General features: G+C 38.6%; 20 protein-coding genes. 7 read left to right on the forward strand and 13 right to left on the reverse strand.

What is annotated here, in order from left to right:
* Nucleotides 1–4: 4 nt before the first annotated feature.
* Both BUW93_RS08685 and BUW93_RS08690 read right to left on the reverse strand, forming a co-directional pair.
* A complete protein-coding gene (locus BUW93_RS08685; protein ID WP_081211179.1) occupies nt 5–445 on the reverse strand; it encodes a cold-shock protein in 441 nt (146 codons plus the stop codon).
* Between the two features lie 273 nt (nt 446–718).
* Entirely contained in the window at nt 719–1,177 is a 459-nt protein-coding gene (locus BUW93_RS08690) for a universal stress protein (RefSeq protein WP_081211180.1), read from the reverse strand.
* A gap of 131 nt (nt 1,178–1,308) precedes the next feature.
* Between BUW93_RS08690 and BUW93_RS08695 the strand changes: the two genes are divergently transcribed.
* Nucleotides 1,309–1,785 carry a ferritin-like domain-containing protein gene (locus tag BUW93_RS08695; RefSeq protein WP_081211181.1) on the forward strand — a complete coding sequence of 159 codons (477 nt, stop codon included), beginning with the start codon at nt 1,309–1,311 and terminating at the stop codon, nt 1,783–1,785.
* 12 nt (nt 1,786–1,797) lie between these two features.
* Here the strand turns inward: BUW93_RS08695 and BUW93_RS08700 are convergent, their stop codons facing one another.
* Both BUW93_RS08700 and BUW93_RS08705 read right to left on the reverse strand, forming a co-directional pair.
* Complete coding sequence (locus BUW93_RS08700; protein ID WP_081211182.1) at nt 1,798–2,826, reverse strand: c-type cytochrome; 1,029 nt, start codon at nt 2,824–2,826, stop codon at nt 1,798–1,800.
* 144 nt (nt 2,827–2,970) lie between these two features.
* Entirely contained in the window at nt 2,971–3,588 is a 618-nt protein-coding gene (locus tag BUW93_RS08705) for a hypothetical protein (RefSeq protein ID WP_081211184.1), read from the reverse strand.
* 129 nt (nt 3,589–3,717) lie between these two features.
* On the opposite strand from BUW93_RS08705, the gene upp reads away from it, so the two are divergent.
* Nucleotides 3,718–4,377, forward strand: a complete 660-nt coding sequence (gene upp, locus BUW93_RS08710) for a uracil phosphoribosyltransferase (RefSeq protein WP_081211186.1) — start codon at nt 3,718–3,720, stop codon at nt 4,375–4,377.
* Here upp and tamL read toward each other — a convergent pair.
* Together tamL and BUW93_RS08720 are read right to left on the reverse strand one after the other, a co-directional pair.
* Nucleotides 4,374–6,656: a translocation and assembly module lipoprotein TamL gene (gene tamL, locus BUW93_RS08715; protein ID WP_081211188.1), complete on the reverse strand. Its 2,283-nt coding sequence runs from the start codon at nt 6,654–6,656 to the stop codon at nt 4,374–4,376. The two genes, upp and tamL, sit on opposite strands and share 4 nt — an antisense overlap.
* A gap of 2 nt (nt 6,657–6,658) precedes the next feature.
* Complete coding sequence (locus BUW93_RS08720; RefSeq protein WP_081211190.1) at nt 6,659–11,605, reverse strand: translocation/assembly module TamB domain-containing protein; 4,947 nt, start codon at nt 11,603–11,605, stop codon at nt 6,659–6,661.
* A 429-nt stretch (nt 11,606–12,034) separates the two neighbouring features.
* Between BUW93_RS08720 and BUW93_RS08725 the strand changes: the two genes are divergently transcribed.
* Nucleotides 12,035–12,865: an OmpA family protein gene (locus BUW93_RS08725; RefSeq protein WP_081211192.1), complete on the forward strand. Its 831-nt coding sequence runs from the start codon at nt 12,035–12,037 to the stop codon at nt 12,863–12,865.
* Between the two features lie 51 nt (nt 12,866–12,916).
* Here the strand turns inward: BUW93_RS08725 and BUW93_RS08730 are convergent, their stop codons facing one another.
* Entirely contained in the window at nt 12,917–13,339 is a 423-nt protein-coding gene (locus tag BUW93_RS08730) for a DoxX family protein (protein ID WP_081211194.1), read from the reverse strand.
* Nucleotides 13,340–13,367: 28 nt separating this feature from the next.
* On the reverse strand, nt 13,368–13,868 hold the full coding sequence (locus tag BUW93_RS08735; RefSeq protein ID WP_081211196.1) for a GreA/GreB family elongation factor: 501 nt from the start codon (nt 13,866–13,868) through the stop codon (nt 13,368–13,370).
* Between the two features lie 145 nt (nt 13,869–14,013).
* Here BUW93_RS08735 and BUW93_RS08740 point away from each other — a divergent pair, with 145 nt between their 5' ends.
* Nucleotides 14,014–15,819, forward strand: coding sequence for a sodium:proton antiporter (locus BUW93_RS08740; protein WP_081211198.1), 1,806 nt, complete (start codon nt 14,014–14,016; stop codon nt 15,817–15,819).
* Nucleotides 15,820–15,851: 32 nt separating this feature from the next.
* A complete protein-coding gene (locus BUW93_RS08745; protein WP_081211200.1) occupies nt 15,852–17,096 on the forward strand; it encodes a glycosyltransferase in 1,245 nt (414 codons plus the stop codon).
* Between the two features lie 57 nt (nt 17,097–17,153).
* Here the strand turns inward: BUW93_RS08745 and BUW93_RS08750 are convergent, their stop codons facing one another.
* Nucleotides 17,154–18,491 (reverse strand): aspartate kinase, encoded by a 1,338-nt coding sequence (locus BUW93_RS08750; protein ID WP_081211202.1) that lies wholly within the window; start codon nt 18,489–18,491, stop codon nt 17,154–17,156.
* Nucleotides 18,492–18,591: 100 nt separating this feature from the next.
* Here BUW93_RS08750 and BUW93_RS08755 point away from each other — a divergent pair, with 100 nt between their 5' ends.
* The gene (locus tag BUW93_RS08755) at nt 18,592–19,236 is read left to right on the forward strand and encodes a hypothetical protein (RefSeq protein WP_081211204.1); all 645 of its coding nucleotides are present in this window, start codon (nt 18,592–18,594) and stop codon (nt 19,234–19,236) included.
* 1 nt (nt 19,237) lies between these two features.
* Here the strand turns inward: BUW93_RS08755 and BUW93_RS15040 are convergent, their stop codons facing one another.
* Nucleotides 19,238–19,390: a hypothetical protein gene (locus BUW93_RS15040; RefSeq protein WP_198537003.1), complete on the reverse strand. Its 153-nt coding sequence runs from the start codon at nt 19,388–19,390 to the stop codon at nt 19,238–19,240.
* Nucleotides 19,391–19,406: 16 nt separating this feature from the next.
* Nucleotides 19,407–20,246, reverse strand: a complete 840-nt coding sequence (locus BUW93_RS08760) for an SMP-30/gluconolactonase/LRE family protein (RefSeq protein WP_157893303.1) — start codon at nt 20,244–20,246, stop codon at nt 19,407–19,409.
* Between the two features lie 156 nt (nt 20,247–20,402).
* On the opposite strand from BUW93_RS08760, the gene BUW93_RS15135 reads away from it, so the two are divergent.
* Complete coding sequence (locus BUW93_RS15135) at nt 20,403–20,534, forward strand: hypothetical protein (RefSeq protein WP_262507190.1); 132 nt, start codon at nt 20,403–20,405, stop codon at nt 20,532–20,534.
* Nucleotides 20,535–20,550: 16 nt separating this feature from the next.
* Here BUW93_RS15135 and BUW93_RS08765 read toward each other — a convergent pair whose 3' ends face one another.
* Nucleotides 20,551–21,000, reverse strand: a complete 450-nt coding sequence (locus BUW93_RS08765; protein WP_081211208.1) for a 3D domain-containing protein — start codon at nt 20,998–21,000, stop codon at nt 20,551–20,553.
* Between the two features lie 58 nt (nt 21,001–21,058).
* Nucleotides 21,059–22,507 carry a Gfo/Idh/MocA family protein gene (locus BUW93_RS08770; RefSeq protein WP_081211210.1) on the reverse strand — a complete coding sequence of 483 codons (1,449 nt, stop codon included), beginning with the start codon at nt 22,505–22,507 and terminating at the stop codon, nt 21,059–21,061.
* Nucleotides 22,508–22,700: the final 193 nt, after the last annotated feature.

Here is a 22,700-nt window from a genome sequence, read left to right on the forward strand (position 1 = left end):
GAAATTATATCTTTTTGACCTTTACGGCATTCATTCCTTTCATACCTCTTTCAAGTTCAAAAGTAACTTTGTCATTTTCATCAATATCTTCAAGGGTACCGCTAATATGAACAAAATATTTTTCCTGGGTTTGAGTATCCAAAATAAAACCAAAACCTTTAGAGTGATCGAAAAAGGAAACTTTACCTTCCCTTTGGGGATCTTCCTCAGGCATATCCTCTTTTTTAGGAACACCAATTTCAATGCTTTCGGCATCTACTTCTACTTTTTGATCAGGATCTGGCGGGGTATCGGTAAGATTGCCATATTGATCTACATAAGCGAATTCAGGACTATCAGAATTAGAAGCTTTTCGCTCTTCCTTCTTCTTTTTCTTCTCTTCCCGCTTTTTTGCTTTCTTTTTTTCTTTTTCTATTTTATTAAATGTTTGTTGGGATTTTGCCATTCGTTTTAACTACCTATTGATTATTTAATTATTTATATTATTTCTGTAAATTATTTTCAAGCTTAGGTTTATCCTGAAAGTTGTTTTACTATGCAATAAAGTTATTATAAGGATTTATTACCGGAAATACAATTATTGCAGTTAATTTCTTGATATGCAAAATTAAGGCCTGGCCGTAGCTTATCCTAATTAAAATGTATTTTAAACTCATAAAATCAACTTTTTATGACTACAGTTGTAAAAAGTTGATTTAAAACATGGGAGAAAAGAAAATTATTTTTTCACAGGAACCATATAAACAGGAATTTTTGTTTTTTCCAGTACCTGGGCCGCAACAGTACCCATTAGAAGTTTCTCTAAAAAGGAATGGCTATGGGTTCCCATAACAATTAGATCTGCTTGCCACTCATCAGCATAATCCAGTATGGCTCTGGCGGTATCTCCTTCAGCAAGATGGCGCCCAACGGTTTTATCATTTAAATGTCCTGCGGCTTTTTCTAAATAATCTTCGGCTACCTGTCGCATTTCTGAGGCAACGTTTAAATCTATTGCCGTTTCATTATAGCCTTCATATCCCATAAATGGTTGGTATTGCATCCCATAGTAGGCCACATCTGCAAGGACGTGGACAAGGCAAACTTCTGCACCCATTTTTTGAGCTAATTCATAGCCGGTATTTACAACTTCTTCAGATACGGGATGGTAATCTATAGCAATAAGAACTTTTTTCATAGCAATAGCTGATTTTAGGTTAGCGAATTAAATTTAAGAAGAAAATTTTAATTCAATTTTGTTAAAACCAATTGCGGTTAGATTCTGAAGCCGTAAATTTAAAGGTATTAACCTTTTAAAATCAATTAATTATGAAAACTACAAGAGAAGCTGCGAAAGAAGATAGCCAGAAAGAACGAATCCATAGTTTACAAGAGCTTTTAGAAAAAAACTATGATGCTGAAAAAGGCTATAAAAAAACTTTGGAAGAAGCAGATAATGTGAACCTTAAAGAATTTCTAAAGAAACAGGCCATAAGGCGTAATAGGTTTGCCACCGAAATTCATAAAGCAATAAGGGCACTAAATGCAGAACCTAAAGAAAAAGGAAGCGCTACGGCAGATTTACACCGTACCTGGATAGACCTTAAAACCTTATTCACCAAAAATGATGATGAAGCGGTCCTGGAAGAATGTCTCCGGGGAGAAAAGGCCAGTTTGAAAGAATACGAAGAGAAATTAAAGAAAACCGAATTTACTCCTGAAACCAAAGCCATGTTGGAAAAGCATTTACAGGAGATACGCACAACAGTTTCTGAAATCCAAAACCTGGAAGACCTGGCTGATTAGTTTATGTTTATCTTATTTACTTTTAGAAATATCATATTTCTCTTTGTAATAAGCTATTATTGGAGGGAACGGTCCGTATTTATGCTGTTCAGGAGAAAAATCATCCACCCAGGGGCCATAGGGAGTTGAAACCGGTTTAAATTTCTTATCAGGAAAATCCTGTTCGGTATTGGCTTTTTGAGGCCTATCAAAACTGTTTATATAAGCTGCAATATGATATGCCTCTTCGTCTGTTAACTTCGGGTTATCCCAGGTTGCCTGTTCGAAGGGCATATTGCTTTTTATGAATTCGGCGGCGGTAATAACCCGGTGCATCCCTGCCCCGTGATTAAAGGTATCGTCACCCCAAAGTGGTGGATACAAATACCCTTTTTCTGCTTCTGCCAGCCTCTGCCCTTGCCCATCTTCCCCATGACAGGTTGCACATTCTTTAGTGTATAAGTCTTTTCCAATTTTTGGATCTGCTGCAAAATTTGGAAGTTCAATAGAAGGATAACCTTTAAATTCAGCTTTTCTTTCTTCGGGTATACCTTCACTTATATAATCCATATAAGCAACAATTGCATTCATTTCTTTAGAATCTACCGGGAGTTTTTTTCCATTCATACTGCGCTCCATACAACCGTTTATTCTATCTTGAATAGTAGATTCTTTCCCATCTCTATTGGAGTATTGAGGAAACCTTTCCAAAACACCTACCCAGGATCCCGAGCCTGCCTGGGTACCATTTTTTAAATGGCAATTCACACAAGCGAGATTATTACCGGCATAGCGCATTTCAGGATGATCGGCTCCGGGTCCCATATATTTGGCAGATTCAGCTACTAAACGGTAGCCATATTCTACGTCACGATCTAAGATATTATATTCCAGGTCTTCTTCGACTTTTTTCGGCTCCCAATCGGCTGCAGCTATTTTATCTCTGATAAAAAGTTCTGGCGATTCAACAAAGAGAATAAGCCCTCCAAATAAGAGTACGATAAATACAACAAATCCGAGGAAAATCTTAGATATAGTCTTAAAAACTTTTAATTTATCCATAATACAATTGCAAGCCTGTTAATTTAGTGAAGCGCCCGAATATAAAATTATTGCCGAAATCAAAGTGTAACAATTGTTACCTAAGTGACTATCCTTCTAATAAAGTTAGTAAAAATCCAGATGATTCTGGCCTCAGGGCAGTGGTTATTTTTTTACAACAATAAGGCTTGCTTTAGCTCCGGTAAGTAGGTTCCATACCTTGGTAGTAACAAGTTTGCCCTCTTCATCCAGGACTTTTAATTCAGCCGTGTTGGGGCCAGATGTTCCCTGGTTTAAAGCTTCGAATTCGATATTATTAAAGCCGCTTGCAAGTTTGGCCAGGACGGGATGGTAACCTGCACCAAGGGTAATGCGTTGTACTTCCACGCCATTTATAATAACCCTTACTTTATCTCCATCAACATATTCGTGATCCCGGGCATACAATTCCACGAATTTTCCACTTGTGGTAAAATCACCCAAATATTGATTTTCTTTATGAGCATTTTTAATGTCCCGTTCTTTTTTCCATTTCTTTTCCACTACCTCCCCGGCAGTAATTAACTCATCATTGGTTTCTCTGAAATCAATTTTTTTAGCCTTATCAGTCTTAAGGTATTTACTCTCTTTTGGGTTTTCAGCTTTCAGCAAAGGAAAGCCAGATTTTGATTCGGGTTCGGCTTTGAGTAAACCTCCGGTATTAGTCGTTCTGGGGATTTCAATCTGGGCATATGTTCCCAGTCCAACTAATAACATAACTAAAAGAAGTAATCCCGATTTCATATGACTAAATTGTATTGGAGCAGTATACATCAAAAATATAGCCAAATTAAGAGATTATGAAATTACAAGGCTTTATTTTAATCCTAATTTGGAATTTGGATTTCTTATCTTTGCTAAAACTCATAAAAAATGCAGGTTCACCACCTTCTGGAACAAAATTCCATCGCTTCCAAATTTTTAGCAGAATTAAGAGATGTTAGTATTCAAAAGGACCGCATGCGGTTTCGAAGAAATATTCAACGTTTAGGAGAAATCCTTGGATACGAGTTGAGTAAATCGCTTAATTTTCAGGAAGCTGAAATAAAAAGCCCATTAGGATCAGCAACTATGCATCTTCCTGATAAAGATATTGTGCTTTGTAGTATTCTAAGAGCAGGATTACCATTGCACGAAGGTTTGCTTAATTATTTTGATGAAGCTGAAAATTCTTTTATCTCTGCTTACCGCCATCATCCCTATGATGATGAAAGATTTGAAATAATAGTTGAGTACCTCGCCTCTCCTTCCCTGGAAGGAAAAACGCTTATTCTTGCAGATCCTATGTTGGCCACAGGGCGATCTTTTGTAAATGTATTCAATGCTTTACAGGAAATGGGGAAACCAAAACAAATTCACCTGGTTTCTGTAATTGGTGCCCAGGAAGGGGTGCAATATATTGCTGAAAATTTCCCTGAAGCCACAAAGTTATGGATTGCGGCAATAGATGAAAAACTAAATGACCAGGACTATATCGTACCAGGTCTTGGCGATGCCGGCGACCTGTGTTATGGAGAAAAAGCGCAGCATTAAAAGGGGTAACCAATGGCAAAATTAAGTACTGGTTCATCTATAGCAAACGTCCAGCGGTCGCCTTTATCTAAGCCCGGATCGTGAAATGGAACAGCCAGATCAAACCGGATTACAAAATTTTGTATATCTACTCTTAGCCCGGCGCCACCGCCAATACCAAGCTCATTTATAAAATTTGAATTAAATTTTCCACCTGGCAGTTCCTCATTAAATTTACTGTTCCAAACATTGCCGGCATCGACAAAGGCAGCTCCTTTTAAAAACGATATTATTGGAAACCTGTATTCTAGATTGGCTTCCAACCTTATGTTTCCAGATTGATCAAAGAAAGAATCCTGGTTATCTTCGTCCGGGTTGTAAGTTCCAGGTCCCAGGGAACGTATTCTAAAAGCTCTTACACTATACGGGCCTCCCGTAAAGTATTGTTTAGTGAAGGGCAAAACTTCAGAATTTCCGTAGGGAATTCCATAACCCGCGAATATCCTGGTGGCAATTTTTTGTTCCCCTTTGATTATAAAATGATATCTAAAATCAGCATCGGCCTTGGCATATTGTGCATATTCCAGGCCTAAAAAAGTGCGTGGCCTGGGGCCATCTTTATTACTTAACAGATCTACACTGTTTCCTACAATATCAAGAGTGGAATTCAGGAAAAACTGATGCTTTTTCCATTGGTCTATATGCCCGTTGTAAATAAAGGAATAGGTTAAGCCCGAAATAAATTCCTGGTTAAAACTGTTGCGCAAATAGGGATTATCATCCAGGATATCTCTAAACTCCTGAGTGGTATTAGCAAGTCTGAGATAATTAAGGGAAATGGGGTTAAACTCGTGACTAACATAACGATTGGCATCCCAGTAATAGCCAAATCTAGCTGAAGCAGAGAGCATGCTAAATAGCTTGCTTCGGTTTAAATAATCGCCGCCCAGGCTTATTTTGGTTTTAGGAATGGAATACCGAAACCAGTTATGATTTATGTTCACCGGAAATAATAAGCGTGGAAAGATGAGATCGGTCTCCAGACCAAGTTGGGTGCTACTCAAACCCCGCTGGTCTCCACTGGAAATCTGTTTTTCATAATTGAACTTCCCTGTAAGATTAAGTATTTCTCCACCGCGGAATAAATTCCGATTGGTAAAAGTAACGGCCAGGCCCGGGCCGGCAAAATTATTTGATTTGGTTACAGCCTGCAACTCGGCTCGAATGGATCTTTTTTTGAGAGGCGATAAATATATATTGGCTTCAAGTTTACCAAGGCTATCGCTTGTTATAGTGTCTGTTTCCTTATAACGAATGTTCACAAATTTATAGGCGCCAATAGAGCCAAGTCTTCTGGCGGTATTACGGGAATCATCGGGGTCAAAATATTGCCCCTCATCTATTATTATATAAGGCTCAAGATATTTTGGCTTAAAAAATTCGGGGTTCTGAATAAAATTTTTGTTCCCGTATCTTACAGTATCCTGGCGAACACTATCGGTTCCTACTTCATAATTTGCATAAATATTTACTTTTTCAATTTGATAAGGAATAATTGCTTGCTTCGGAACCTTATTTTTGAGTTTCAGATAAAGCTTGAATTTTTTGTTATCATATTGATTGGTATCGGCTTCAAATATCAAAAAAGATGGATTGAAGTTATAATAACCTCGGTTTTTTAAATGTTTATCTATTCGCTCGCGTTCGGCCTTCATTATGGTGAGATCAAATCTCATTCCTGGTTCGATATAGCTCTCCGCCAGGCTTTCTTTTATTTCAGGATAAATATTTAAGGAATCAGCATCCAACTCAAATTTTTCCATTCTATACGGGCGTGATAAATTAACCTTATAAATCGCCTTAGCTTTTTTGGCGGTGGAATCCTCTTCCATGGAAGCATTAATCTTACTATAGAAGAATCCACGGTTTTCAAGACGGTTATTAATTAAATCTGAAGTTTGACCTAAATCTACATCTGAAGTATAAACCGGCTCCTCTCCTATCTTTTTATTCAGGAATTTATTGATAAACCCCGGATTTTCTTTCTGGGCTTTATAATGAAAATACAATCCGGGACGGCTGCCCAAAATTTTTGTGTTTGGATCGGGGGTTAGCACTGCCACAATTTCTTCTTTTATCCTGTTCTGTGCTTTTATACTGTCTTCGGCTTCCAGCTTAATTTCTGCCCCAGTATATAGAAGTTCATCTTCAGGGATAAAACGCTTTACATTACAAGCCTGCACCAGCATTCCTGCCACCACAAGCACAGAAATTCTGAATATGTTTTTTCTGTTAAGCATATCTATTTTTCTTTCTGCGTTTCCTGGAGTTCTTTTTCAAATAATTCTTTGAATTTGTTGAATTCTCTGGTAAAAATTAGAGCGATACCACTAACGATAATCTGCCCATCTATCACATTTTCATACATATTCCTTCGAAAGCCTTTAAGCCGGAAGCGTCCATTTTCGGTTAGGAGATATTCGAGGCTTACATTTCCTATCATAGGGGTACTTTCGCCCGTAGGATTACTTCCCTGCACATCTACCTGGCTTCCCACACTTACGATTAACCTATCGTCCATCAAGCGTTTCTGAGCGGTTATATCAAGTTGAGTGCGCTCTTGCGGACTTTCTCCCTGATAATCAGTAAAGCTATCTACGCCAAAGTTTAATTCGATTCCTGTTTCTCCCACCAATTGATCTGAAAACCGGTTTAACTGATCGGATAAGGCCTGGTTTAAATTATCCCGGGCAATATTCATAGTTCCACCGCGACTGCCATCACTTCCTCCTTCAGGAAAAAATCTATTCAATACAAGCAATGAAAAGACCTGTTTATTAAGTTCAGCTTCCTGCTGGTTAAGCTGTTGAATTCTACCATAAACCTGTCCTCCAATGGCGCCTTGTTGCGCCTCAGGCATGTCCAGACCAAAACTAAGTTGGGGCTGCATAAGTTCTCCATCAACATTAAGATAAACCTGGAACGGAAGCTCCTGCCTGAATCGTCCACTAACATCTGTGGTAGCCCCACTGGCCATAAGTGAAGTTGCAGAGGTCTCTACCTCATAAAGGGCACTTATATCCAATCGAGCTTCCATAGGATCCCCCGCCCAGGAAATACTGCTCCCCGCTACTATTTCAAAACGTCTTTTAACCAATTCATAGAGGCTCATCTCATAGTGCCCACGGTTCATAACATAACGTCCCGAAAGACTGGTTCGGCCATTTGAAGCTATATTAAAAGTTAGCTCCCCTTCCCCGGCAACTCTAAAATTATCGCCAGTATTATCGTCTATAATTATTGTAAAAACCGCATCTTCATCTACATCTATAATTGTATTTACAACGATTCCAGAAACTACGGCAGTTGCCTCTTCGGTATTTCCTGTTAGAATATCGTCTGGGTCCTCACGGTTTACAAAACGCACAACGCCATCACGTTCCATCATCTCAAGTTCGGCGTCCGGCATTATATAAGTGAGATCGGTATTAGAATTAACTCTAAGATTTCCATCTATTCTGGGGAGTTTAAGATCGCCGGTTATCCTGGCATCTACATCAAAATTGGCTTTTCCGAAGAAAAGATCATTATCTTCCCGGGTAGAATTCAGAGCATTGAAATTATTAGCTTCAAGTCTCAGATCGAATTCTGGATTTAAATATGTTTCGGTTAAAATCTCCCCTGAAACCACGAATTTGTTATCAATTCTGTCCCTTATGGTGAAATCATCCAGATAAATTCCCTCATTATCAATAGCTATTTTTTCCTGTTGAAGTTCAAAATTGGCATTCAGCCTGGCTATATTAAAATTGGCATCCTGAAAATTCAAAGTCCCTGAATATTCAGGCTCCAGGGTAGTTCCTCCAATTTTTACATTCCCGGCGATACTCCCACTGGTCTCTTTGATCTCCCCCTGGGAGAATCGTTCCAAAACGCTTAACTGCAACTCATTGATCTGAAGATCCAGGTTTAATTGTGCAGCCTGTTCATTTGCTGCATATTCCCCGGTTAGATCCATATCCAGTTCTCCACCCTTTGTAGAAAGATCCATAGCATAATTTCCTCCGCCTTTGGCGCTTGCATCAATATTTAATACTCCCAGGGGCGCTTCCATCACTCTAAAATCTCTAACCTCCAAATCGGCCAGCATGGCAGTACTTCCAAAAGGTTCTTCCAGTGTCAGGTGACCATCCATTTTCCCTCCTGCCAGTTCCTTTTCAGGATTAAAATAATTGAAAATGGTAGCCAGATTAAAATTTCTGAAATTAAGGGCGATATGTTCTTTTTCTGTGTTTCCGGAGACATTATCCAGACTTACTTCCTGTTGCTTTCGGCTTATTATGAAATTACTGAACTCAAGCTTGTTTTGGGTATATACAATTCTGTTATTATCCGGAATATTCCAGGTATTTTTATTAAGAATTAATTCGGAAGAATTTAGGCTCACCATCACACTATCACCCTTTCTCCTGGTTTCTGTCATCACGTGCACCAAAAGACTATCCTTATCATTAGCAACAAAGTCCAGGTATAGTTTCTGGTCTTCCATCTTTCCCTGGAGGAAGGTTTTTTTAACCAGAAGAGGGCCACCTTCCAGGGAATTAAAACCAAACTCGAAATCCAGATTCTCTTTATTAGAGTTCACCCTAAAAGCAAGGCTGTCTATTACATTTGATCCATATTGTAATAGAGGAAAATTAACGACAGCAGTTAATTCGCGTTCCTTTTCCCTAAAATCCATATTCAGTTTAATCGTATCCATTTCTTCCAGCCCAGATATGAAAACATCGGTTAGGATTGGAGCTTCCCTGATTTCGCCTCTAAATTTAATATTCACCGGATTGCTGGAAGTATCAATTTGGGTGTTCCTATAATAACTTAGGTAATGTCGTTCCAGAGCTTCAGCAAAATCTATAGGATCGGCATTGGATTCAAGACTAAGTTCAAGAATACGGTTATTTATGTGTAGAGCGGTAGTATCGGGGGTAACATGGGCATCAAGTTGAAGATCTCCGGCAAAATAAGGTTCGTTGTCATATACGGCAATCGCATCCCTTAATTGGGCGCTAATATCATAATTCTCAGCGTTTCCTTTAAAATCTGCCCTGAGCTTAAATCCTGTTTTTATGTGCCGGGATGTAAAACCTAAAGCCTGGAGATCGGCACCTTTTAGATTCAGATCGATTTGTGCCCCGGGTGCTACCGAATCTAATTGCACATTGGCTTGCATGACTGCCTCGAGATTTTCATCTTGATAAGAACTCTTAAACATTCCACTTCCATTCTCCAACTCTCCTGTAATAGGCAATTCTTTTATTGCATATTCATTATAGCTAAAGGAATTAATCATTCCCTCTAGCTCTGCATCCATAGAATTAATATTATTTCCCGATCCTGAAGCAGTAAGATCCACATTAATAATCCCCATACTTTTATTGCTAAGGAGACTTCCCAGGTTAAGTTTCGAGGTTGTGAGATCAGCATTAAAAGCTATCTGCTCATCATTCTGGAAATTTCCTTTCAGATCGATCTGTCCGTCACTGGAATTCAGGATAAGATCGGCTGTAACATTGGTTGGTGTTCCACTTAGACTTCCCTGGAGATCTATCTCATCAGGAATACGTATTCCAAGGCTATTTTCATCTATAAAAGAAGTAAGATCATTTCGTGTAGAAACAATTTTTGCATTGGGGAAATTAAAACTGATTTTTTCAGGATCAGTAGCATTATTAATCTGACCATTGGCATTGATATAAGTATCACCCCAATATATTTTTACCATCGGAACAGAAAGCTCTGCAAGTTTTCCCTGTGCCTGTACCTGGCCGATCACAGGTTTTTTGCTAAGCGCCAGGAGGTATTCATTTTGCCTGAGCTCAGGTTCAAATTTAAAAAGCTCCTTGAGATCGAAATTGATTTGTGACAGGTCTAAGGAAAGTATAGAATTTCCTGGGGCCTGAATAAGATCATTTATGGAGGCATATTCCATTAAAAACTCTCCCTGAAGCTTATTCTGATTTAGCTGAAATTGGAGGTTTGAGAAATCCATCCCCCGATCTGTCACCTCAAATTCACCGGAGAACTTTTTAAGATCCATTCCGGAGTATTCGTTAAAAGTAAGCGTTTCCAGAGTTAATAAAACTTTTTGGTCTTTAAAAAGAAAATCGGTCGCCCGGCCATTTAGTTTTTCTAATGCGATCGCTGTAGCATTAAAGGTATCTCTCTGAGGTTCCAGGCTATTTTCAGTAAAAGTAAAGCTGTTATTTTCCAGATTTAATTCATTCAAGCTTAAATAATATTCCGGCCAGGAAAAATCTTCCTGGTTATCCTGTGATATTTTCTCCGGGTTTGTTTGAATGTCTACAGCAACCCAGGAATCTTCAAGCTTTATCTGATCTACCGCAATACGATTTTCGGGGAGATTCAGATCAGGCCGTGAGGAAAAAAACCTGAATATATCCGCCTCAACTTCCACAGAATCGGGAACCGAATTATACCTGGCTTCAATATTTTTAAGACGAACAGAATTAGCCGAAAGTTTTGGCAAAGGCGCCCCTTTCTCATCAGTTTCCGGGAAGGCTTTTGCCTGGTGGTATTTAATTCTACTATTTTCTAACTCAAGATCGGCAACCTGAAATTCCATTTGTTCAAGGTCTGTTTTATCCATTTCCAGGTTTAAACTCCCTAACTCTATTTCAGAATTAATTCCCGAAACTTTATCGTCATATTTAATATAAATATTATTTAGTTGCACCTCCCCTATTTCGATTTGCATTGGTGCTGCCTGGGTTGTATCCTGTGAGCTTGTGGTATCTGAAGCTGTGAGTGCTTTCACTAAATAATTAAAATTAAAGCCTTCCAGAGAATCCTCCCGGTGAATATTAGCCTTTACTCCGCTCCAATCCAATGAATTTACGCTAATGCCACGACCACGTATGATAGGCCAAAAAGGTATATCGGCTTTAAGTTTTTCAGAAAAAACAAGGGTATCTCCCTGTTGATCTTCAAGGTATAAACCATCCAGATTAATATTACCTGAAAACGTAAAGAACAAGCGCTCGATTTCAATTTTGGTATTTGTTTTTTTGGCAAGAGAAGATGTAAGTTTATCTATGATAAGGTTTTGCCCCCAGGGTGATCTTATGAATAGAATAAGTAGTAAGATTAAAATAAGAAACCCCGCAAAGATTTTTGCGAGGATTTTTAAAATTTTTATTCCTGTTGTTCTTTTTCCTGACTTTTTATCCAATTTCTCTGGCGGTTTCCTTCAAATTTAGCCTATAATAAGCGTTTTTAAAGAGGGATTTTCAATAAAATTCTGTTAAAGCCGGTTAGAAAGCTATTGGTTAGTTTCCAATTCGATATTTGAAATATCATCGGGTACGATCCCATTTTCAAGCCACTTAAGTCGAAACGTTTATCCATTTAACTGCTTAATTGGAGTGATTCTGCCTCGAACACCGGTAACATAATGACAAACAGCAGATAACAGGAAAATACTTATACATTTGAGAAAAGACATTGAAGGGTTTTACTTACAATGAAATGATAAAACTGCCTTAATAAAACGTTAAACGGCAAAAATGGATACGATAAAAAAAATGGTCTCGTTTTCTTTGAAGCGTCCAATAATTATATAAACTAACACTTAACTGGACAAAACTAAAATAAACTAACTATGAGAAAAACTGTAGCAATTACTGTTTTATCAGCAGCCATGCTGACATCTTGTGTTTCAAAGAAAAAATATGTGGAACTGGAGTCTGAACTCGATGACACCAGAAGCACCCTTCAAAAAACACAGGTTGAGAAGGAAGAAATTGAAGCTAAATACGCAAAGGTGGAGGCCCGTGTTGCCGAGTACAACGCGAAGATCAATTCCCTGCGTGATGAAAGTGATCAAAAAATGGAAATGAACGACCTTACCGTAATGTCTAATAACAATAAGGCTAAAATGCGGGAAACGATCGCCAGGATGGATCCGGAAAAGGTTGCGGAAGCAGAAACCCTGGAAGATTCTATCAACCTTGCGGTATCTCACAATTTAAAGCAGTCTATTTCTGAAGGATCAGATGAAGATGATGTAGATATCAGCGTAGACAAGACGGTGGTTATGATTAATGTATCAGACAAGCTTTTGTTTGGTGATGGTAGTTACCGGGTTAAAAATGATGCAAACAAGTTATTGAAGAAGCTTGCAGAAGTTATTAACTCTGAACCAAGCATGGAAGTTATGGTTGAAGGTCATACCGACGATCGTACTATGGTAGAAGGTTCTTATCTTAAGGATAACTGGGATTTAAGTGTGCGAAGAGCAACTTCTATTGTAAGGATATTACAGGATAAATATGATGTAGATCCTGCAAAACTTATCGCGGCGGGAAGAAGTAGTTATTCTCCTCTGGTAGATAACGATTCTCCTGAGAATATGGCTAAGAATAGAAGAACCAGAATTGTAATTATTCCAAACCTGGATAAATTCTTTGCAATGCTGGACTCAGAACAATAAGAAATTCTTACTTAATTTAAAACGGCTTTCCAGAGATGGAAAGCCGTTTTTTTATTTTCTTTTTTTAGATAAAAAATAATGATCCAGGGAGTATTTCCCAGCCCCGGTAAAAAACAGCAATATCCAACCCGATAAATATAAGAGTGGTAATTCCTGTCTCCCAAATCCATCGGGAACGTGAACTATTAAAGCTGCTACGGCCATTGTCGCGATTAAGGGAAGGACCGCAAATCTGGTTCCTAAACCCAGAATCACCAAAACCGAACAAACAAATTCTGCAAAAACGGCAAAAGTAAAAGTAGTGACTTCCCCTATCCCTATTGGGTCTGCAAATTGAATGGGGGCATCACTAAAAAACCGAATCAGTTTTGGAATTCCGTGAGTGAGCATAAGACCTGAAATTGCCAGTCTAAAAATAAGCAGGCCAATATCCACCTGTTGAAGGTTTAAGGTCGTCAAGTAAGTTTTTTTCATATCCTAAGTTTAAATTTATTACAAAATTTTAATAGGAGATTTCCAGAATCTCCAGATTACGGGTTTCCGGGCCTAGCTTGAACTCTACGGTTTCTCCTATCTTTTTCCCCGTTACCGCCCGTGCAATTGGAGCTATAAAAGCAATCTTATTTTTCTTTACATCAGCTTCATCAACACCTACGATCGTGAATTCTTGAAGCTCTCCAGATTCCTTATGTTTAAATTTTATACTAGCCCCGAATCTTACTTCATCTTTGGCCTGAGACCTGGGATCCAGAATTCGGGCCGTAACAATACGGTCATTGAGTAATTTTAACTTTCCATCTATTACAGATTTTGCTCTTCGCGATTCAACTTCATCTTTAATCTTAATAGAAGTACGTTGCTGTTCAAGTTCTTTCTTCTCCTTTTGTAACAATTCAAAACCCTTTGGAGTTACATAATTCGTAACGCCATCGGGCAAGGCTGCACGAGGTGGAATTAATGGAGCTTCTTCCTGGTCTTCTTCTTTTACAAATCCTCTGCTCATAACTCATTCATTTTTATTCAAGTTAATAAATTTTTCCGTGTACTCACTAATTGAAGTTTCCCCTGATTTCAATCAAGTCATAAATATTTCCCAAGAATTCTAACAGCTACTTCATATGGGTTTATTTTTATGTTTAAATTTAGATATGACTACCGAGATTCTCCTTTTATTTATAATTCTGGGAATTGTTATTGTTCTCTTTGCCCTCGAGTTATTTCCGGTAGACAAGATTGCCTTTTTCATTATGGTAAGTCTTCTGGTAACCAATCTCATAAGTCCTGAAGAAGCTATTTCCGGATTTTCGAGTCCCGCCACTATTACGGTGCTGGCACTTATGATAATGGCTATTGGCCTGGAAACTAACGGAGTTATAGACTGGCTTGCTAATGGACTTAGGAGATTACGCGGTTTACCGGTTTATCTTATGGTTCCGGCTTTTATGTTTATTGCCGGCGGGATTTCGGCGTTTATAAATACAACTGCGGTAGTTATTGTTTTCATCAAAATCATTAATGAACTTTCTGTACGCTACGATATTCCTGCCTCAAAGCTACTTTTACCTGTTTCATTTGCAGGAATTATAGGCGGTAGCTGTACCTTGATGGGGACTTCCACCAACCTTATCGTAAATGCTGTAGCCGTAGATCGTGGTATTGAGCGTTTTAGTTTTTTCGAATTTACCTGGTACGGCGTGATCTTTATGGCTATAACCATTGTTGTAGTTAGTTTAATGATCAAATTTCTTCCAAATAAAAAACCTTCACATTACAGCGATGTATATGATCTGGATGAATTTATCACCAAGATTATCATTCAGAAAGATTCAGACCTGATAGGAAAAAATATAGGAGATACCTTCTTTCAGAATAATCCTGATTTTGAAGTTTTAAGGTTAAAAAGAGAAGGGATAATTAACGACAAGCCCGGTAAGAATACGGGCATTAGAGAAGCCGATGAATTTTTATTGCGCTGCAACCTGGAAAACCTGATGAAATTGAAAGAAACAAAAGGGATTTCAGTGATAAAAGACAGGAAACTCACCCAAAATAATATAGAAAAGGATACTGAACTTGATGAGAATGTTGAAGTAGTTGAATTATTAATCCTACCAAACTCTCCGCTGGTGGGAAAAAGGCTAAAACATGTGGGGAGTTATGAATTATATGGTGCGGTTCCACTTGCTATTAGAAAAAGAAGGAATTTCATGAATCCCCGTCGTAGAATTTTTGATAAAAACCGAAGCCATATAGAACTAAGAGTTGGGGACCGCCTTCTGGTTGAAGCTACAGAAAGTGTTATGGAAGAACTTCAGAAAATTGAAAATGTAACTATTCTTCAGGAGCACCGGGATATAGAAGTAAGCAACCGCCGCAAGAGATACTTAAGCCTGTTTATTCTGTTACTTGTGATTGCATTATCTGCCTTTGGGATTTTCCCTATCCTTAAAAGCGCCCTGATAGGTTGCTTTTTAATGATTTATTTTAAATGTATAGATCTGGGTAAAATTTATTCCCGGGTAAATTGGCAAATTATTTTCCTTTTGGCAGGAATGATACCGCTTGGTGTGGCGATGAGTAATACCGGTGCCGATCAATGGCTTTCTGTCCAACTCCTGGAATTGTTCAACGAGCAAACCAATACCGTTGTAATTGGATTGCTCTTTCTGGTCACCATGATTATGAGTGGTTTTGTTTCTAACAATGCTACCGCCATAATAATTACCCCTATAGCGATTACCATTGCACTTGCCTTAAAAATGGATCCTAAACCCTTTATTCTTGCGGTGTTATTTGCAGCAAATTTTAGTTTCTTTACTCCCGTGGGCTACCAGACCAACACCATTATCTATGGAATGGGAATTTACCGTTTCAGACACTTCTTCATTATTGGAGGCGTAGTTTCGCTTATTTTATGGATTGTTGGCTCTATCTTATTAGCGGAAAGCATTTAAATTATATTTGCTTTACAAAAACAAACCTACCGATGAAAAAATTGCTCATAATAGGCTATGTATGGCCAGAACCAAACTCTTCTGCTGCCGGTACCCGAATGATGCAGTTAATAGATTTTTTTCTGAAAGCAGATTATCAGGTTCATTTCTCCACAACGGCTACCCGAAGCGCCTATGTACCGCCGCTGGAAAGCCTGGGCATAATTACAAAAACCATTGAACTGAACTCACCGAGTTTTGATAGCTATATAGAAGATCTCCAACCTGAGATAGTGTTATTTGACAGGTTTATGATGGAGGAACAATTTAGTTGGAGAGTAGACAAATTTTGTCCTACAGCGCTTAAAATCCTTGATACAGAAGATCTTCATTTTATTCGTAAAGCTCGGCTTACAGCATACAAGCAAAACAAAGAGCCCAAAGACCTCTATTTGAACTCTGAAATTGCCAAAAGAGAAATTGCTTCAATCTATCGCTGTGATCTAAGTCTGATTATTTCTGAAGTGGAAATGCAACTGCTCACCGATGATTTTAATATTCCCGAAAGTCTACTTTTCTATTTACCCTTTATGTTAAGAATAATCACTCGGGAAGAAATTGACTCTCTGCCAGGTTTTAACGAAAAAAAGGATTTTATAAGCATCGGAAATTTTCTTCATGAGCCCAATACCAATGCCGTATTTCTTCTGAAGGAAAAGATCTGGCCAATGATAAGAAAGCAACTTCCTGGAGCAAATTTGCATATTTACGGTGCATATCCTTCTGAAAAGATCTTCAAATTAAATGATCCTAAAAATGGATTTTTAGTGCACGGAAGAGCAGAGAATGCCGAAAATGAAATGAAAAAAGCCCGAATTTGTCTGGCTCCCCTTCAGTTTGGAGCCGGACTAAAAGGAAAACTAATCCAGGCCATGCAATGCGGCACCCCGGCTATCACTACTGAAGTTGGAGCCGAAGGGATTCCCGGAAATCTTCCATGGAATGGTTTTATAGAAAATGATCCAAAGGAATTTTCCGAAGCTACCATTAAATTATACCTGGATGAGTCAAAATGGGAAACTGCACAAGCCCGTGGTTTCGAAATAATTAATTCCCGGTTTTCTGCAGAAAGGTTTCGAAATGAATTTCAGAAAAAACTACAGATTATGAACCACCTTCCCGAACATCGGGAAAAAAATTTCATCGGTGCTATGTTAAAGCATCATCTACATCGAAGCACCTATTTTATGGCCCGGTTTATTGAAGAAAAAAATAAAACCGCCGGCAAAAATTATTAGCAACCGGCGGTTTTCACTACACAAAAAGAACAGAAAAACTGTTCACTAACAGAAACTTTAAACAAATTCGCCAACGGGCGTCTCAACAAACACTTTTTGATGGAGTTTTTGAAGCACGTTAATTTTATTGCTGGTCCCTACCAGTAAGGAAATATTATTATTGCTTCCACCATAGGAGATCATTCTTATGGAGGTATCGTGGAGCAGTTCAAAGATCCTGCTGGCTTTTTTATCCTCAATTACGGCCTCTCCCACAAGACAGATTATAGAATGGTCTCGCTCTACGATAATCTCACCGTAATCTTCGATCTCCTCAATGATCTTATCCAGGTTTCGATTATCATCTATAGTTAAGGAAATTGCGATCTCAGAGGTGGTAATCATATCTATGGCCGTTTGATGCCGGTCAAAGACCTCAAAAATCTTCCGTAGAAAACCGTGGGCCATCAGCATTCGGTTAGATTTTATTTTTATGGCTGTGATTCCGTCTTTAGCTGAAATCGCTTTTAAACCTTTTCCCGTTGATTGTCCTGAGATCCTGGTCCCCGGTAAATGCGGAGTAAAAGTATTTTTCAGGTACACCGGGATATTTTTATGAATAACCGGCGATACGGTTTGAGGGTGGAGAATTTTCGCTCCAAAATAGGCAAGTTCTGCTGCTTCTTCGAAGCTTAGTTCTGCAATGGGATGAGTGTGCTCCACATACCGAGGGTCGTTATTGTGAAATCCGTCTATATCGGTCCATATCTGCACCTCCTCAGCATTTAGGGCTGCGCCTAGAATAGTGGCGGTATAATCACTCCCTCCCCTTTTTAGCGTGCTTATCTTATTATTTTCATCTCGGCGAACAAATCCCTGGGTGATATAAATATCGGTATCTGAAAGTCCTGAAACCTTAATTTTGAAGTTTTCATTTACGAGATCTGTATCGGGGTTTTCAAGATTGTTCACCTGCATAAAATCCCGTGCATCGAGTAAATGATTCTCCACTCCACAGGATTTGAGGTATTTTGAAAAAATGCAGGTAAGCATTCTTTCCCCGGCGGTTACAACCCGCGAATATCCCTCTTCATTATATTCAAGCTTTGTAATAGTTTCCAGTTCAGCAAGGATTGCAGAAATTTCCTGTTTGGTTTCATATTGCAGTAATCCATCCTGGATTAGTTTCTCAGTAACCTCAAAATGCTTTGTTTCGAGAACATCAATAACTTTGGCTACCCCCGCAACATCACCAGATTTAATACTTTCAGTGATGCTCACGAGTTGATTGGTAACCCCGCTCATTGCAGAAAGAACCAATAATTTTTTTTCGGGCCCGGAACAACAAATCGTTTTCACATTTTTGATACTCGCTACCGAACCAACCGATGTTCCACCAAATTTTAAAACCTTCATCTCTATTGATTTGAAAGTGCATATTTAGGTTTAGGTAGAAGAGTTACAAAAAAAATAATTGAATTTATATACATTTGCACAAAATGTATAATAATTAACAATGAAAACCATAACGACCTGCGTTCACGATATTATTCGGCACCAACCTTTTTTAGATGATGCTATTGCGAGAGATATCGTTAATTTTAGTGGTCTTGCTGCCGATATCCAACCTGAAGTTGAAGCTGAAATGAAAAAACCGGTAAAGCAGGGTTCTATCATTATGGCTTTGCGAAGATATGCGCCCCGGAGAACTAAAATAAATATGAGGCATCTCAGGGAACTGGGTGATATTGTGGTTCGTTCGGGAATAACAGAATACACCTTCCTCAATTCAAAAAGCATTATCGCTAATAAAGCAAGGTTGCTCGAGGCTGTTAAGGATCAAACCGGGGTTTATCTTAATTATTCCAGTAATTACCAGGAAAGCAATATCCTGGTTTCTGCCAGTCTCACCGATTTGGTTCAGGATTGTTTTAAGAATGAAGTGAGAGTCTCTGTAAAGAAAGAGTTATCTTCTATAACCATAGCCCTACCAAAAAATAGTTCCCAATCTGTGGGGCTTTATTTCTATCTTTTTAAACTCCTGGCATACGAGGGAATTCCCGTTTTCGAGATGATTTCTACCTCAAACTATTTTGCTATTTTCCTGGAGAAGGAATATGTAAACAAGGCATTTTTACTTCTCAATGAAATTAAACAATAGTCTACCAGAAATCGAAATAGAATCCTGTGATAGCCACAACGGCAATTAAGATCGCCAGTATTATTATGATGAAGAAGGTGCCAAACCTGGTTTTCTTATTATCCTGAAGAATATAGTCTTCAGATTCATTATCATCCCTGTCTCTTATTTGCATTTTAAAATTTAGCTGGTCAATCATTTATCTGATACCACCAAACCGAATTCTGCCGGTTCATGGGCAACACCATCTTTCCGGAATCGGCATGGAAAAGAATGTCGCCGGAACTTTTTTCTGATGTTAATATTTTATGAGTTTTCCCCTTCCTGTCAATTTCATGTACCTCGCCGGTGGCCCAATCTGAAATATAAAAATTGTTATTATTATTAAGCTGAATTCCGTCCAGATTACCAATTGGTTTTTCAGAGATTTTCGTGATCTCCTTGCTCTCAAGAGCCACTTTTAAAAGATTTCCTCCGTCTTCCTTACCCCAGGCAGCTACATAGATATAATCATCAACCACCAGCAGACCATTGGGAAATTCAAGTTTCTCTGTGCTTAGCCACTGGCTCACTTTATCAGCATCTTTTTTCAAAATATAAATACTGCTATTCCCCGAATCTGAGATATAAATATTGCCCTCATCATCTGCGGTTATATCATTGAGAAATGCTGAACCTTCCACTTCTATACGCTTGTTTATACTCCCGGTTTCAATATCCATTATTACCAGATAGGTATTATCGCTTACGTAAAGTAGGTCGTCCCAAACCAGCAGTCCTTTAGGATCATTGAGGCCGGTAATCCAATTTAACTCGAGGACCTCACCTTCAAGGTTTGTTTTAGATATAAAACCATCTCCCGGGTCTTTTTCCCCAATATTGGATATATACACAAGTTCCCGATCTTCATCATAAACCACTGATTCAGGATGGCTAAAACCATCAGTTTTCTTAATAAGTTCTGCAGTCTTTTGTTGAGCGAAAGCAAAGGAACCGGTAATAAGAATGGCGAATAGCAATAAATTTTTCATAAGCTTCGGTTTTATTTTAAGGAATATCAATATACGAAAAAACCTATAAAATCACTTTTAGGAAAAATCTCTGCGAGCTACCTAAAGTTTTCCTAATTCCAATTTCAGTAAAATTAAAACTGCCTAATTTAGAGTTACTAACTAATTTAAGTTGCTATGAAAAATATAATCAGGGCCTTACTTGCCGGATGGGGAGCAAAAAAATTTGGAGGTGGTTGTGGGTGTTTCGGCATGCTTGTAGTATTTATAATCCTTTGGATAATTTTGGGATATCTGGGATTGGGATAGAAAAGAAAAGAGCGGTTTATTTCTTTCCGGAAATTGTATCGGAAACAAAATATATCATCAATTTTTTCCTGCCAAACTGCCTTGCTTTTTGAACATCTTCATCCATATAAATATCTATTTTATTTTTCCAGCGGTAATGCATTTTATCCTTAACAAGAAAAACCCCGTCAAAACCTTCAATTTTAACGGGGGTATTATAATCAAGACCTCTTTCGATAAGATCCCTGGAAACAGCGATGGCTTTTAAGCCTGGTTTTAAAGTATCTCCCCAGGCGGCAATATGGGGATTACCACCTGTGGTTTGCCAGCTCAAAGAGTTATAAGCCGAAGCAGTAACCTCAAGACTATCCCAAACCACTATAGACTCGGGAGTTTTTTCAGCATCAAAATTGCAGGACGTAAAACCTGTGATAAAATATAAAAAAGTACAAAAAAGCACTAATGGAAACAGGCGCATAAGCATCATTACTTAAATAATTACAGTTTGTTTCTAAACGCCAGAATCCCCAAAATATTTAAACAAACTACCAATCTTTACGGTAGTCCCGTTTCACAAATTGGTTCACTTCATCCAGGTTGGTAACCTTCATATTTTCGGCATCCCAAAGCATTTTTACATCCCGACCCGGATATTCAAAATATTTGTCACCATTTTCCCGGGTCTTCTCATTGCGCACATCAATACCTCTTAGGGAAAGATTTGCGATAAGCAGAGTTTCGGTTAGCGGGCCAGAGATTTCAAAGGGCGCACTAAGTTCCTTTTTACCATAACCGGCAATAGCAGCATCCACCCACTGGCCGTAATGGCCATCGGCACCACCTTCTACTCTGGCATACTTTTGAGGAACATTAACTTCTTCGGTTTTAGAAGTAGGTAATAATTGAGGGTTTTCTCCATAGGTACCACACATCATTTTTCCTTTAGTACCAATAAAGAGCACCCCATTTCCTCCATCACCAAAAGTTTCATTGGGCCCTAACTCTTCAGGACGCATAGGTTTTATTCCGCCGTCCATCCAGTGCAGGGTAATATCGGTATCTGTTTTGTCTGTCTTTGGAAAGGTCATAATCACGTGGCTTGAAGGCGGACAACTTTCAGGGAAGTAACCGCGCTTAAATTCATCTACATAAACACTACCTACACTACTTTGTACATCTTTAGGATAATTGAGATTTAATATGCGATAAGGAGCTTCAATTAAATGGCAACCCATATCGCCAAGTGCTCCTGTACCGTAATCCCACCAACCACGCCAGTTGAATGGAACAAGCCCATTTACGTAATCCTTATATGGAGCAGTTCCCAGCCATAAATTCCAGTCGAGTTCTGAAGGGACTGTAGCATTAGGCTGCTCTGGCCATGGGATACCCTGTGGCCATACAGGACGGTCTGTCCAGCAAAATACGGTATGAACTTTTCCAATAAGATCGGCATCATACCATTCCCGGAGTTTTCTAACTCCATCTCCCGAGGCTCCCTGGTTACCCATTTGGGTTACCACTTTATTTTTCTTAGCAGTTTCGGTAAGTTGTCTGGCTTCATAAATATCATGAGTCAGAGGTTTTTGTACATACACATGTTTTCCCAGTTCCATGGCTGCCTGGGCCTGGATTGCATGGTTATGGTCTGGTGTGGAAACAGAAACTGCATCGAAGTTTTTAGCCTCTTTTTCAAACATTTCTCTCCAATCCTTATAATATTTTGCCTTAGGAAAACGGCCTATTGAAGTAGCGGCCCGGCGGTCATCAACATCGCATAAAAAACCAATATCGGCTTTTCCGGTATTGGCAAAATTCTGAATATCACTTTGACCTTTTCCCCCCACGCCAATTCCTGCCACAATAAGTTTATCACTAGGGGCCAGAAATCCGGGGCCTCCCATTACATGCCGGGGAATAATGCTTATCCCGGCAGTAACCAGAGCAGTACTTTTAATAAAATTCCTTCTGGAATTAAATTTATTTTTTTCCATAAAAAAGTTTAGGTTTAAGTTGGGTTAAATCTCCAGGGTTAATTGGAGGAAATTCTAAATTTAAGTTAATAAATGTATCTTTTAATATTTAAAATTCCAATTAAACAACTGTATATATTGATTCCCAGACTATTGCGTGTCGCCTGCTTTGCCGGTATTTAGAAATTCTTTAGATTTTGAACATTGTTAATCT

Origin of the sequence: Salegentibacter sediminis (genome assembly GCF_002078605.1) — a bacterium.
Classification (GTDB): domain Bacteria; phylum Bacteroidota; class Bacteroidia; order Flavobacteriales; family Flavobacteriaceae; genus Salegentibacter; species Salegentibacter sediminis.

What these genes read in the sequence shown, in the direction of transcription:
- BUW93_RS08685 (WP_081211179.1), bottom strand. Translation starts at nt 445, where the DNA reads ATGGCAAAATCCCAACAAACATTTAATAAAATAGAAAAAGAAAAAAAG.
- BUW93_RS08690 (WP_081211180.1), bottom strand. Translation starts at nt 1,177, where the DNA reads ATGAAAAAAGTTCTTATTGCTATAGATTACCATCCCGTATCTGAAGAA.
- BUW93_RS08695 (WP_081211181.1), top strand. Translation starts at nt 1,309, where the DNA reads ATGAAAACTACAAGAGAAGCTGCGAAAGAAGATAGCCAGAAAGAACGA.
- BUW93_RS08700 (WP_081211182.1), bottom strand. Translation starts at nt 2,826, where the DNA reads ATGGATAAATTAAAAGTTTTTAAGACTATATCTAAGATTTTCCTCGGA.
- BUW93_RS08705 (WP_081211184.1), bottom strand. Translation starts at nt 3,588, where the DNA reads ATGAAATCGGGATTACTTCTTTTAGTTATGTTATTAGTTGGACTGGGA.
- upp (WP_081211186.1), top strand. Translation starts at nt 3,718, where the DNA reads ATGCAGGTTCACCACCTTCTGGAACAAAATTCCATCGCTTCCAAATTT.
- tamL (WP_081211188.1), bottom strand. Translation starts at nt 6,656, where the DNA reads ATGCTTAACAGAAAAAACATATTCAGAATTTCTGTGCTTGTGGTGGCA.
- BUW93_RS08725 (WP_081211192.1), top strand. Translation starts at nt 12,035, where the DNA reads ATGAGAAAAACTGTAGCAATTACTGTTTTATCAGCAGCCATGCTGACA.
- BUW93_RS08730 (WP_081211194.1), bottom strand. Translation starts at nt 13,339, where the DNA reads ATGAAAAAAACTTACTTGACGACCTTAAACCTTCAACAGGTGGATATT.
- BUW93_RS08735 (WP_081211196.1), bottom strand. Translation starts at nt 13,868, where the DNA reads ATGAGCAGAGGATTTGTAAAAGAAGAAGACCAGGAAGAAGCTCCATTA.
- BUW93_RS08740 (WP_081211198.1), top strand. Translation starts at nt 14,014, where the DNA reads ATGACTACCGAGATTCTCCTTTTATTTATAATTCTGGGAATTGTTATT.
- BUW93_RS08745 (WP_081211200.1), top strand. Translation starts at nt 15,852, where the DNA reads ATGAAAAAATTGCTCATAATAGGCTATGTATGGCCAGAACCAAACTCT.
- BUW93_RS08750 (WP_081211202.1), bottom strand. Translation starts at nt 18,491, where the DNA reads ATGAAGGTTTTAAAATTTGGTGGAACATCGGTTGGTTCGGTAGCGAGT.
- BUW93_RS08755 (WP_081211204.1), top strand. Translation starts at nt 18,592, where the DNA reads ATGAAAACCATAACGACCTGCGTTCACGATATTATTCGGCACCAACCT.
- BUW93_RS15040 (WP_198537003.1), bottom strand. Translation starts at nt 19,390, where the DNA reads ATGCAAATAAGAGACAGGGATGATAATGAATCTGAAGACTATATTCTT.
- BUW93_RS08760 (WP_157893303.1), bottom strand. Translation starts at nt 20,246, where the DNA reads ATGAAAAATTTATTGCTATTCGCCATTCTTATTACCGGTTCCTTTGCT.
- BUW93_RS15135 (WP_262507190.1), top strand. Translation starts at nt 20,403, where the DNA reads ATGAAAAATATAATCAGGGCCTTACTTGCCGGATGGGGAGCAAAAAAA.
- BUW93_RS08765 (WP_081211208.1), bottom strand. Translation starts at nt 21,000, where the DNA reads ATGATGCTTATGCGCCTGTTTCCATTAGTGCTTTTTTGTACTTTTTTA.
- BUW93_RS08770 (WP_081211210.1), bottom strand. Translation starts at nt 22,507, where the DNA reads ATGGAAAAAAATAAATTTAATTCCAGAAGGAATTTTATTAAAAGTACT.